General features: G+C 70.8%; 12 protein-coding genes. 8 read left to right on the top strand and 4 right to left on the bottom strand.

Annotation, left to right across the window (positions count from 1 at the left end):
- Positions 1-757, top strand: a 757-nt coding sequence (locus KUTG_RS06035; RefSeq protein WP_198047034.1) for a tetratricopeptide repeat protein, incomplete at its 5' end; no start/stop codon positions are given.
- Positions 758-817: 60 nt separating this feature from the next.
- Positions 818-1,279 carry a MarR family winged helix-turn-helix transcriptional regulator gene (locus tag KUTG_RS06030; RefSeq protein WP_043715518.1) on the top strand — a complete coding sequence of 154 codons (462 nt, stop codon included), beginning with the start codon at positions 818-820 and terminating at the stop codon, positions 1,277-1,279.
- Between the two features lie 98 nt (positions 1,280-1,377).
- On the opposite strand, the gene KUTG_RS52990 is transcribed toward KUTG_RS06030, so the two are convergent.
- A complete protein-coding gene (locus KUTG_RS52990; protein WP_052394087.1) occupies positions 1,378-2,034 on the bottom strand; it encodes a helix-turn-helix transcriptional regulator in 657 nt (218 codons plus the stop codon).
- Positions 2,035-2,176: 142 nt separating this feature from the next.
- Between KUTG_RS52990 and KUTG_RS60815 the strand changes: the two genes are divergently transcribed.
- Genes KUTG_RS60815 through KUTG_RS06010 form a run of 3 tightly spaced genes read left to right on the top strand, consistent with a single transcriptional unit; the run spans position 2,177 to position 6,048 of the window.
- Positions 2,177-2,587, top strand: a complete 411-nt coding sequence (locus KUTG_RS60815; protein ID WP_063753687.1) for a PaaI family thioesterase — start codon at positions 2,177-2,179, stop codon at positions 2,585-2,587.
- Complete coding sequence (locus tag KUTG_RS06015; protein ID WP_043715516.1) at positions 2,584-3,669, top strand: cytochrome P450; 1,086 nt, start codon at positions 2,584-2,586, stop codon at positions 3,667-3,669. Before KUTG_RS60815 ends, KUTG_RS06015 begins: the two co-directional genes overlap by 4 nt.
- A 54-nt stretch (positions 3,670-3,723) precedes the next feature.
- The gene (locus tag KUTG_RS06010; RefSeq protein ID WP_052394082.1) at positions 3,724-6,048 is read left to right on the top strand and encodes an AfsR/SARP family transcriptional regulator; all 2,325 of its coding nucleotides are present in this window, start codon (positions 3,724-3,726) and stop codon (positions 6,046-6,048) included.
- Between the two features lie 13 nt (positions 6,049-6,061).
- Here KUTG_RS06010 and KUTG_RS06005 read toward each other — a convergent pair whose 3' ends face one another.
- Positions 6,062-6,715 (bottom strand): response regulator transcription factor, encoded by a 654-nt coding sequence (locus KUTG_RS06005; protein ID WP_052394081.1) that lies wholly within the window; start codon positions 6,713-6,715, stop codon positions 6,062-6,064.
- 135 nt (positions 6,716-6,850) lie between these two features.
- On the opposite strand from KUTG_RS06005, the gene KUTG_RS06000 reads away from it, so the two are divergent.
- Positions 6,851-7,369, top strand: a complete 519-nt coding sequence (locus KUTG_RS06000; RefSeq protein WP_043715514.1) for a M15 family metallopeptidase — start codon at positions 6,851-6,853, stop codon at positions 7,367-7,369.
- A gap of 26 nt (positions 7,370-7,395) precedes the next feature.
- On the opposite strand, the gene KUTG_RS05995 is transcribed toward KUTG_RS06000, so the two are convergent.
- A complete protein-coding gene (locus KUTG_RS05995) occupies positions 7,396-7,677 on the bottom strand; it encodes a DUF3040 domain-containing protein (protein WP_043715512.1) in 282 nt (93 codons plus the stop codon).
- A gap of 228 nt (positions 7,678-7,905) precedes the next feature.
- Here KUTG_RS05995 and KUTG_RS05990 point away from each other — a divergent pair, with 228 nt between their 5' ends.
- Positions 7,906-8,424: a lytic polysaccharide monooxygenase auxiliary activity family 9 protein gene (locus KUTG_RS05990; RefSeq protein ID WP_043715511.1), complete on the top strand. Its 519-nt coding sequence runs from the start codon at positions 7,906-7,908 to the stop codon at positions 8,422-8,424.
- A gap of 61 nt (positions 8,425-8,485) precedes the next feature.
- On the opposite strand, the gene KUTG_RS05985 is transcribed toward KUTG_RS05990, so the two are convergent.
- Complete coding sequence (locus KUTG_RS05985; RefSeq protein ID WP_043728424.1) at positions 8,486-9,166, bottom strand: TetR/AcrR family transcriptional regulator; 681 nt, start codon at positions 9,164-9,166, stop codon at positions 8,486-8,488.
- A gap of 139 nt (positions 9,167-9,305) precedes the next feature.
- Between KUTG_RS05985 and KUTG_RS05980 the strand changes: the two genes are divergently transcribed.
- Positions 9,306-10,472 carry an FAD-dependent monooxygenase gene (locus KUTG_RS05980; protein ID WP_043715509.1) on the top strand — a complete coding sequence of 389 codons (1,167 nt, stop codon included), beginning with the start codon at positions 9,306-9,308 and terminating at the stop codon, positions 10,470-10,472.
- Positions 10,473-10,895 lie beyond the last annotated feature (423 nt).

Raw genomic sequence — 10,895 nt, 5'->3', positions numbered from 1 at the left:
CGTGTGGCGGTTCGCCGGCATCATCGGCGACCACCTGGACAAGACCGGGCTGTGGCCGGAGCTGCGGGCCGCCGGCGCCGCCGCGCTGGTGTGCGCGGAGCGGACCGGGGACCCGCGCCGCACGGCCGAGGCGCTGCGCGGTCTGGCCCGTGTGCACGCCGGGCTGCGCGACTACGGCACGGCGATCGAGCTGATGGCCGCCGCGATGCCGTTGTTCGTCGAAGTGGACGATCAGCAGTCGTTGGCCCGGCAGCATCTCGGGTCGGCCTGGCTGCGGGCCACCGCCGGTCGCCCGGCCGCCGCCGCCCTGCACGCCGACCGGACGCTGTCGATCAGCCGCCGGGACGCGCGGCCGGACGACGTGGCGGCGGTGCTCAACGGCGTCGGCTGGTTCGAGGCGCGCCAGGGAAGGTTCGAGGCGGCGATCGGACACTGCCGTGAAGCGTTGGGAATCCTGTCCGGACTGGGCATGCGGCGGGCCCAGGCCGACACATGGGACACCCTCGGTTTTGTCAACCGGCGGCTCGGCCGCTACCGCGAGGCCCTGGCCAGCTACCGGCGGGCCCTGGCCCTGCACCGGGAGTTCGGCAACCGGGCCGCCGAGGCGGCGACGCTGCGCAGCATCGCGTCGGTGACGCGTTCCCACGACGTGCCCACCGCGCGCAAGGCCCTGGACGAGGCCGTGGAGATACTGCGGGAGCTGGGGCACCCGGCCGCCGGCCGAATGGTGCCCGTCGCTGACAGTCAGCGTCCTTGACCGTCACCCGTCCGACCGTTGTGCGATGATCACCCCGTCGGCGGCGGGACGGGAGGCACGGTGGGCACGAGGGCGGAGCGCAACAGGACCAATCCCGACCTGGGTGTGCTCGCGGGACGGCTGCTGTTCGCGATCCAGCAGGAGCTGTTCACCACGCTGGCCGCGCAGGGCTTCGAGGACCTGCTGCCGCGGCACGGCGCCGTGCTGGCCTACCTGGACTCCGACGGGGTGCGGGCCACCGACCTGTCCCGGCTGTCGGGCCAGCACAAGCAGGTCATCGGCACCATGGTCGACGAGCTGGAGGGGCTGGGCTACGTCGAGCGCCGTCCCGACCCGGCCGACCGCCGGGCCAAACTGGTCTGCCCCACCGAGCGCGGCCTGGCCCAGATGCGGGCGGCCGACAAGATCATGAACTCCATCCAGGACCGGCACGCCCGCCGCCTCGGCCGCGAGGCCTTCACTCAGTTCAAGGCGGCCTTCCTCGACGTCACCGACCACCAGCGCCGCCGCCACCTCCCCTGACACCCCCGCGAGTCACGCTCTGGGGCACACCGAAATACAGTTTCGGGCAGCTGCCCGAAACCTACATTCGGTGGTTCTGAGAGCGTGACTCGCGGGGGTCAGATGAGGTTGGACTGGAGGGCGTGGGCGACTATGTGGGCGCGGTTGCGGGCGTGGTAGCGCTGCAACAGATCCCGCACCAGGCGCTTCACGGTGTGGTTGGAGCAGTGCAGATCCCGGGCGATGGCCGCGGTGTCCGCCCCGTCCGCCAACAGGTTCAGCAGCCGTGCCTCGCGCTCGTCCAGCCCGCGCGGCCGCATCGACCGGCGCCGTAGCTCGCCCAGCAGACGGTCCAGGTGCACGGCCGCCGGCTCGCCGAGATCGGCGGCAACGGCGTGCAGCATCGCGGCAATGCCCTGTGTCGAGGCGTCGCGGCGGGGCACCAGGCGGACCGGCCCCGAGGTCATCTCCTCGGCGAGCGGCTGGCCCAGAACCGTCTCCGTGACAACAAGAACAGCGGGCCTGCGCCGGGAATCGGCCGCGAACACCAGGTTCGAGGCGATCTCCTCGGTCAGGTCCATGGTCACCGCCAACAAAGCGTCGGCCTGCTCCGGCGCGGTCGCGGCGTAACGCAGCCGTGCGCCGGCGGCGGCAATGCCTTCCGCGGCGAGAACATCGTCGCCGAACATCGAGAAACACACCGCGGGTTCGCCCCTCAGCCCGACTTCCCGTGCGCGGACTTCCCGCAACGCGATTTCCCTCAGGGCCGTGTCCATGGCGCCGACGCTAGCCACCGGAACTGACGATCGAGTGACCGTGGTGCGCCGGGCGGATCGGATCGCGTACCCGTTGGTCGTCGGACCTGTCCCGGTTCCCCGCCGCTGTGGCCTGATCGGCACCAGGACACGGGAGGAGCCGATGGAGGCGGTCGAACAGCCGTCCGGTCTGGACGTGCTGCGGACGACGTCGAGCCCGCCGTTGCCGGCGGGCGGCGAGCCGCGCTGGGTGTGTGTGGAGGAGGGCGACGTGGTCATCGCCACCGAGCTGCGACACGTGCCGGCGATGGCCGGGCTGTTGGAGGCGGTGCTGGGCTTCGCGGTCCGCAGCACGCTCCGTCCCGGCGGCGACTACGTGATGCTCGACCTCCGGGTCAGCTACGTGCGCCCGGTCGACCGGGCCGTCGGCGAGGTCTATGCCCGCGGCTGGGTCCGGGAGTCCCGTCGCCAGGTCCAGTTCGCCGAGGCCGACGTCTGCGACGCGGCCGGCGACGTGCTGGCCACCGCGTCCACCACCTGCCTCGTGGTGTCCCCTGAGGAGAGGACCCGATGAACACAATGCCGTTGCGCCGGCCCGCGCACTGCCCGTTCGACCCACCGACCGAGTTCGCCCGGCTGCGCCGGGACGAGCCCGTCTCGCTGGTGGTGACGCCGGCCGGCGCGCCGGCCTGGCTGGTCACCCGGCACGAGGACGCCCGCCTTGTGCTCTCCGACAAGCGGTTCACCGCGCGGGGCCCGGTCGAGTCACGCGGCGTGATCGACATCGACGGCCCCGAGCACAAGCGGTTGCGCCAGCTGCTGATCCCGGAACTGACCATCCGCCGCGCCGAGGGCTGGCGGCTGCGCGTCCGCAAGGCCGCCGAGGAACGCGTGGCGATCCTGGAGTCGCCGGCCGACCTCGTCACCGACTTCGCCCGGCCGGTGACCGGCCGCGTGCTCGGCGAGCTGGTCGGTCTGCCGGAGGGCTTCCCGGTCGGGCTGGAGGCCGCGCTGCTGCGGCCGATGCTCACCGACGTCGTCGACCAGCGCCGCCGCGAGCCCACCACCGACCTGATCTCGGGTCTGCTGCGGCAGGCGGCCGTGATGGCCGAGCCGCCGTCGACCGCGGAGATGGTCGGCCTCGCGATGACCGTGCTGCACGCCGGCTACGAGACCTCGATCGGCATGCTCACGCTGAGCGCGCTGGTGCTGATGGAGGACCCGCGCCGGGTGGAGTCGCTGACCGAGGGCGAGGTCGCCGTGTCGGTGGCCGTCGAGGAGCTGCTGCGCTACCTGACGGTGGTCCAGCAGGGCCTGCCCCGGTACGCCACCGAGGACGTGCGGATCGGCGAGCGGGTGGTGCGCAAGGGCGAGTGCGTGGTCGTGTCGATCAGCTCGGCCAACCGCGACCCGGCCGTCTTCCACCATCCGGACGAGTTGCGCCTGGTGCGGCCGACTTCGCGAGCACACCTCGCGTTCGGCTACGGGGCGCACCAGTGCCTCGGCAGCCAGCTGGCCCGCGTGCTGGTGCAGGAGGGCCTGACCGCCCTGTTCAGCCTGCATCCGCAGCTGCGGCTGGCCAAGCCGCGCACCGAGCTGGTGTTCACGGACCGGTCGCCGGTGCACGGCCTGCGGTCGCTGCCGGTGATGTGGTGAGGACCGTCAGCGCGGCTGATGGTTCGTTCGACTGACTGCCGTAGAATCCCGGAGGTGTTGACGTTCACGGTGCTCGGCCCGGTGACGGCCGCCCGGGACGGCCACGCGGTCGAGCTGGGCCCGCCACAGCAGCGCGCGGTGCTGGCGCTGCTGCTGGCCAAGGCGGGCAAGCCGGCCGGCCAGTCCGAGCTGATCGACCTGGTGTGGGGGGAGCGCGCCCCGACCAGCGCGGCCAACCTCGTGCACCGGTACGTCGGCGCGCTGCGGCGGGCGCTCGAACCCGGGCTGACGGCACGCAGTCAGGGTGAGCTGCTGACCCGGCAGGCCGGCGGCTACGAGCTGCACATCGAACCAGAGGCGTGCGACCTGTCCCGGTTCCGCGCACTCGTCGCGCGTGCCCACATGTCCTGCGGGCTGGGGGAGTACGTCGAGGCGCTGGGTCTGGTCCAGGGCCGTTGCGCCGCCGAGGTCAACCGGTCGCACCCGGTGTTCGCGGAGATCGACCACGAGGTCGCCGACGCCGCGCGGGCCGCCGCCGACCGCGCGCTCGCCCTGGGCACCCCCGATGCCGTGCACGACGTCGTGCGGCGGATCGCGCGCTGGCTGCCGCTGGACGAAGCGCTGCACGTGCGGCTGATGAAGCTGCTGGTGGCGATGGGGCGCCCGAGCGTGGCCGAGGACGTCTACCGGGACATCACACTGCGCCTGGTCGAGCAGCTCGGCATCGATCCCGGCAAGGAGCTGCGGGCCGCGCTGCGGATGGCCGACGTGCGCGCCGCCGTCCTGCGGCCCGCGCAGCTGCCGGCCGACGTGCGGTCCTTCGCCGGCCGCGACCGTGAGCTGGCCGAACTCGACCGGCTGGCCGCGGAGCCGGTGCAGATCCTGTCGCTGGACGGAATGCCCGGCGCCGGCAAGTCCACACTGGCCGTGCACTGGGCCCATCGGCGCAAGCTCCGGTTCCGCGACGGGCAGCTGTACGTGAACCTGCACCACGCGGGGCACGACACCGGCGTGCCGATGCTGCGGTCGTTCCTGCGCGCCCTCGGCCTGCCGGCGGAGGAGGTGCCGGAGACCCTCGACGAACTGGCCGCGGAGTACGGTCGGATGACCGCCGGCAAGGAGTTGCTGGTGGTCGTCGACGGGGCCTGCACCGTCGAGCAGGTCCGTGGACTCGTGCCCGCGCAGGCGGGTTCGCTGCTGTTGTTGACACTCAAGCGCCGGCTGCCCCAGCTGTCCGACGTCGGCAAAGTAGGGGTGGTATCCGTCGGAATGCTGGACCCCGGCCAATCCCGGGACCTGCTCGTGCACCGCCTCGGCGCGGACCGGGTCGACGCGGAACCCGCCGCCGCCGATCGGATCGTGCAGGCCTGCGGCGGTCTGCCGCTGGCGCTGTCGCTGGTCGCCGCGCGGCTGCTGATGAATCCCGGCTTCACCCTGGCCGCGGTGGTCGACGACCTGACCAGCGTGCTCGGCGCCGGCCCCGGCCTGAGCACGGTGTTCTCGTGGTCCTACGACCGGCTCGGGCCCACGGCGGCCCGGCTCTTCCGGCTGCTCAGCCTGCATCCCGTGGACGGCTTCTCCGCGCCCGTCACCGCTCGGCTGCTCGACGTCGACGCGCCGACGGCCGAGGCCGCACTGGCCGAACTCCTCGACTCGTGGCTGGTCGACCAGCCACGGCCGGGCCGGTACCAGGCGCATGAGCTCGTGATGGCCTATGCCCACGACCTCAGCCAGGAGATCGACTCCGACGCGGATCGAGCCGGCGCGCGGGCCCGGATGGTCGAGCACTACGTGCAAGGCGCGCAGTGGGCGCACGACAGCCTGGCCGCGGAACGGAACGAGCGCGAGGCCATCGGCTGGTACACCCGCGAGTACGAGGTCGTCGAGACGCTCATCCGGCAGATCGACGAGCCGTGGCGGCTCACCATTCCCATGCAGCGCTTCTACCTGCGCCGGGGGCTGTTGCAGGACTGGGAGGACAGCGTCCGCTACAGCCTGGCCAAGGCCGTCGAGCCGGCGCCGCGGGCGCGACTGCTGATGGGGCTGGCCGGCGTCGCCCAGTGCACGGGCCGGTTCGACGAAGCCGTGACGCTGTACCGGGAATCGCTGATCGTCGGCAAGGAGGTCGACGACCCGCGGCGGGTGGTGATCACCCTGATCGGGCTGGCCGGCGTCGAGGAGACGCGCGGCGACCGCAAGACCGCCGGCATCGTCATCGCGGAAGCGTTGCAGGTCATGGACACCCGGCTCGGCGTCGGCGGTGGGCCGGTGTCCGACGACACCAAGACGCTGCTGCGCCACCTGCTCAACGCCGGCGCGGAGCTCGGCCTGTTCGAGAACGAGGTCGTCCGCGCGCGGCTGGCCGCCGTTCTCGACTAGATCCCGGGCTTGGTCAGATCGCGCCGATCCGCAGCGCATAAGCGACGGCATGCGCGCGGTTCTGCAGATTGTGGCGGCTCAGCAGATCCTTCAGGATCCGCTTGATCGTGTGCTCGGAATACTTGAGCTCACGGGCGATATCCGCGTTTTCGGCGCCCTGCGCCACCAGTCTGAGCACTTCCACCTCGCGCGCGTCCAGGCCCGCGACGCCGTAACCGGTCGTCGTGATCAGCACGTGATCGATGCGCCGCAAGTGATCCACCAGCAGCCGGGCCACCGACGGCGGCAGCACCGACCGGCCCTCCGCCGTCGTCACCAGCGCCTTGGTGATCGTCGTCAGGTCGGTCGAGCGGCGGGGCAGGAAGCTCACCACGCCGGCGTGCAGGCTGCGCAGCAAGTGCCGGCCGCCAAGGCGATCCGCCACCAGCAGCACCGGGGGAGCGGTGTCGCCGGTGATGCGGGCCAGCAGCTCGTCGGTGACCTCGGTGGTGATCGCCAGCAGCACCTCGCCCGACGCGGCGGCGTCGGTCAGGCGCAGCCGGGGGTGGCCCGTGATCGCCTGCGCCACCGCGTCCCTCGTCAGCGCGTCGTCGACGGCCAGGCGGACCGGGAAGATCTGCTCGGTGCGCGGGCCGATCGTGGAGACGGTGGCGAGTGCGGTGCTCATGGTGAAAACGGTAGGCGGCACAACTGATGATTGAGTGACCGTCGCGGTGTTGTCGGTCCGTGCGCGCAGAACTGTCACAAAAGGTGGGGAGTGTGTCTGTTACGGATTGCTGCCGTTGGTGAGTAGGGGTGCTCGTTGTCCATTCGTCCGGTGTTCGCTGCCTTGGCGGCTGTGCTGCTCATGTCCGCGTGCGGAACCAGCGCCGCCGCCCCGCTCGGGGATGCCGACGGCGTCATTCCGGACAACAACAGCATCAGCCCCTTCGACACCGCCAAGGCGGCGATCCGCAACCTGGACCCGGCCCTGCTGGCCGCCGTGCAGCAGGCCGCTCGGGATGCCCAGGGGCACGACATCACCGTGCGGATCACCTCCGGCTGGCGCAGCAAGGCCTACCAGCAGCAGTTGCTCGACGACGCCGTCCGCAAGTACGGGACGCTGGCCGCGGCGCGGCAGTACGTCAACACGCCGGACAAGTCCACCCACGTCACGGGCAAGGCCGTCGACATCGGGCCGACCGACGCCGACGACTGGGTGAACCGGCACGGCGCCGACTACGGGTTGTGTCAGGCCTACTCCAACGAGATGTGGCACTTCGAGCTGTTGACGACGCCGGGCGGCCAGTGCCCGCCGCAGCGGCCGGACGCCGCCGGCTGATCTTTCCGTCCTTTGTGGACTGCGGCTCAGCGGCGGCGCCACCACAGGTGCCACACCGCCAGCGCCGGAAAGCCCACGACCAGGATCAGGCCGATCGCGACCGTGGCCGGCGAGTCGATGCCGTTGCCGGCCACGGCGATCACGATGCCGCTGGCGTGCATGGCCAGGCAGCCGGCGATCAGCGCCGCCGCCGAGCCCGGCGTGAGCGGCCGCAGCTCCGCCATCTTGCGGGCCAGGTTGGGATCGGTCGTCGTCAACGATCGTTCGATCTCCGCGAGCGATCGCAGCTCGTCGTCACGCAGCGTCATGGCTCCCCCTGCCGGTTGACCGACTGACGCCTTATATTGTTCCAGCCCGAGGCCGCTCTGTCGAACATATTTTCGAGTCTGCTCCGTCGTATCTGTGAACGAGCGTGTCTTGACGGTGATCGGCAGCCGTCGCTATGGTCTGAACCACATTTCGTCTCTTTCGTCCCGCTCCCGCCCCCTCGTGGCGCTCGCGACGCCCGTTGTGGGGCAACCCTGCAAGGAGTCGGCATGAATCTGAACAAAAGGCTGGTCGCTGCCCTCGTGGGCGCGGTCGCGGCGCCCCTGATCGTCGTGGCCGGTCCCGCTGCCCTCGCCAGCGCGCACGGATATGTCAACTCACCCGCCAGCCGTCAGGCCCAGTGCGCCTCGCACACGGTGTCCTGCGGCGCGATCCAGTACGAGCCCCAGAGTGTGGAGGGGCCCAAGGGTTTGCGCAGCTGCAACGGAGGCGTCGACCGGTTCGCCGAGCTCAACGACAACTCCAAGCCGTGGCAGGCCGCGTCCGTGGGCAAGACCGTGTCCTTCAACTGGACCTTCACCGCGAGGCACCGCACCGCCAGCTACCAGTACTACGTCGGCAACACCAAGCTCGCCGAGTTCAGCGGGAACAACCAGCCCCCGCCCGCCACCGTCTCCCACTCCGTCAACCTGGGCAACCGCACCGGCCGCATCACCGTCCTGGCCATCTGGAACATCAGCGACACCGCCAACGCCTTCTACAGCTGCATCGACCTCAACGTGAAGTAGCTTTAGGCCTTTCGGTGGCCCGTCCGTCCGTTGTGGATGGACGGGCCCACCCGGGCCGCGGTCACTGCCGGCTGAGGTAGAGCTCCACGCCGTCGAGGATGCGTTCCAGGCCGAACTCCAGGCCCTGGTCACGGGATTTGTGCTGCTCCGACTCCGCCAGCGCCTTCACCACGTGCGGAAACCGTTCGGCCCGGGTCGCCAGCACCTTGGCCCAGCCCTCGGCGATGTCCTCCTCCGAGGTGTCCGCCGCCTGCTCGATGATCGCGCGGATCTGTCCCGTCAGCGCGACGACGACGTCCATCTTCTGGCCGCCGTCCATCCGGGCCTCGGCCAGCGCCCCCAGCGCTTTCTCCACCCACCCCAGCTCGTTCGGGCCCGTCACCCGCCGTCCCACCGTCGCCCGCAGGGCCCAGGGGTGAGCCCGCATGAGGTCGAACATCGCCATCGTCCAGGCCTTCAGCTGCGGCCGCCAGCCGCCGTCGATGTGGCTCAGCTCCGGCGGTTCCCCCATGGCGGTGTCCACCATCAGCGCGATCAGCTCGTCCTTGCCCGGGACGTAGCGGTAGGTCGCCATCTTGGTCACCCCCAGCGCCTCCGCCACCCGCTGCATCGTCACCGCCCCCAGGCCTTCCCGGTCGGCCAGGTCGATCCCCGCCTTCGCCAGCTCGCCCACCGTCAGTGTCGGCCTCGGCCCCCTCCTCGGCGCGCCCCGCTCGCCCCACAGCACCTCGAACGCGTCCATCGCCACTCCCGGATCCGCCGACTCTCCGCCGCTCACTGTGCAGTGTGCCCAGCGGCCCGCCGCCGGCCGCCCTTGCCAACCGCTGAAACTGTGTCTACCGTACACTGTGTCTTAGGGACACGGTTTATGGGAGGCGATCATGCGGGTGTTGGTTTCGGGTGCGGGCGTGGCGGGGCCGGCGCTGGCGACGGCGCTGGGGCGGCACGGCATCGAGGCGACGGTGGTCGAGGCGGCGTCGAAGCTGCGGACCAGCGGGTTCGCGGTGGACTTCCGCGGCGAGACGCACAGGCGGGTGCTGAAGACGCTGGGTGTGCTGGACGAGCTGAAGGCGGTCCAGACGCATGGCGGGGCGATGGAGGCGGTGAACGAGCGGGGCGAGCGCATCTTCCGCTTACCGGAGGAGTTCGCGGGCGGCGAGGTGGAGGTTCGGCGCAACGACCTGTCGAGAATCCTGTACGAGCGAAGCCTGGACCACGCGAAGTACCTGTTCGGGGACACCGTCACCGGCCTGACGGAGACGGCGGACGGGGTGCAGGTCGACTTCGCCAGGGCGGAGTCGCGGACGTTCGATCTGGTGATCGGCACGGACGGGATGCACTCGGCGGTGCGGCGGCTGGCCTTCGGGCCGGAACGGGATTACGTCAAGCATCTCGGCTACTACATCGCGGGCTGGGACCTGCCGAACGACCGCGGGTACGGCACGACGTCGACCCAGTACAACGTGCCGGGTCGGATGGCGGCGGTGAGCGCGGACTTCCGTGAGCCGAGCAAGGCCGGCGCGCTGTTCGTGTTCGCCAGCCCACAGGTCGACGTCGACTGGCGTGACGTGGACCGCCAGAAGGCGATGATCCGGGACGCCTTCGGCGGAATGCGTTGGCACGTCCCGCATCTGCTCGACACCTTGGGCGATGTCGACGAGATGTACTTCGACTCGATCAGCCGGGTGCAGGCGCCGCGGTGGACGAAGGGGCGCTTCGCGCTGCTCGGCGACGCCGCGTGGGGAGTCACGCTCGGCGGCATGGGCGTCGGCACCGGCGTCGTCGGCGCCTACGTGCTGGCGGGGGAGTTGTCCCAGGCGCGGGGTGATCACCGGAAGGCCTTCGCCGCGTACGAACAGCGCATGCGTGGCTACGCCGGCCGTTGGCAGAAGGGCACCAGCCCCGGCCAGTTCCTCGCCCCCTCCAACGCCGCCCTGCTGTGGCTGCGCAACGCCATGTTCAGCACCAGGGCCGTGCAGAAGCTGATGGTCGCCGGCACCACCAAGCTGGCCAGCGACGTTGTCCTGCCGGACTACCCGGTGTCCTGAGCCGTTGTGGCTGCGTGGGCGTCGGGCCGGCCGGCGTTGTTGTCCGGTTCGGACAAGCCCGATTGCCCTGAGCCCGTCTCGGATTCGTGTCCTTGACGGTCCCGGCGGGTGCGGCTACTCTCCCCGCATTAGGAAGGTAAGTTTCCTAACTGCCGATGTGAGGCGGCCTCGGCCGTCGAACCGGAAATCACTGCCGCCACAGGGATTTCTACTCAAGCGAAGCGACTTCGCGGAGGGAATCCTGATGGGTGCTCGGTGCACGGCGCGGTTCGCGCCACACGGGAATCCCTTGTCGCGGAACACAGTCCCCAGACCCGGCTGAACGGCCGTGACCGCCGCCGATCCCTGTCCGGCGGCGCTCCCCTTGCCGCGCCGTGAACTTTTGCCACGACACCGCGCTGTCCGTTGCGCCCCTTGACTCCG

The organism is Kutzneria sp. 744 (genome assembly GCF_000568255.1).
Taxonomy (GTDB): domain Bacteria; phylum Actinomycetota; class Actinomycetes; order Mycobacteriales; family Pseudonocardiaceae; genus Kutzneria.
This window is presented reverse-complemented; position numbering and strand designations above follow the sequence as displayed.

Bases quoted from the DNA above. Each gene is read 5' to 3' on its own strand.
- KUTG_RS52990 (WP_052394087.1), bottom strand. From the start codon at position 2,034: ATGGACACGGCCCTGAGGGAAATCGCGTTGCGGGAAGTCCGCGCACGG.
- KUTG_RS60815 (WP_063753687.1), top strand. From the start codon at position 2,177: ATGGAGGCGGTCGAACAGCCGTCCGGTCTGGACGTGCTGCGGACGACG.
- KUTG_RS06015 (WP_043715516.1), top strand. From the start codon at position 2,584: ATGAACACAATGCCGTTGCGCCGGCCCGCGCACTGCCCGTTCGACCCA.
- KUTG_RS06005 (WP_052394081.1), bottom strand. From the start codon at position 6,715: ATGAGCACCGCACTCGCCACCGTCTCCACGATCGGCCCGCGCACCGAG.
- KUTG_RS05995 (WP_043715512.1), bottom strand. From the start codon at position 7,677: ATGACGCTGCGTGACGACGAGCTGCGATCGCTCGCGGAGATCGAACGA.
- KUTG_RS05990 (WP_043715511.1), top strand. From the start codon at position 7,906: ATGAATCTGAACAAAAGGCTGGTCGCTGCCCTCGTGGGCGCGGTCGCG.
- KUTG_RS05985 (WP_043728424.1), bottom strand. From the start codon at position 9,166: ATGGACGCGTTCGAGGTGCTGTGGGGCGAGCGGGGCGCGCCGAGGAGG.
- KUTG_RS05980 (WP_043715509.1), top strand. From the start codon at position 9,306: ATGCGGGTGTTGGTTTCGGGTGCGGGCGTGGCGGGGCCGGCGCTGGCG.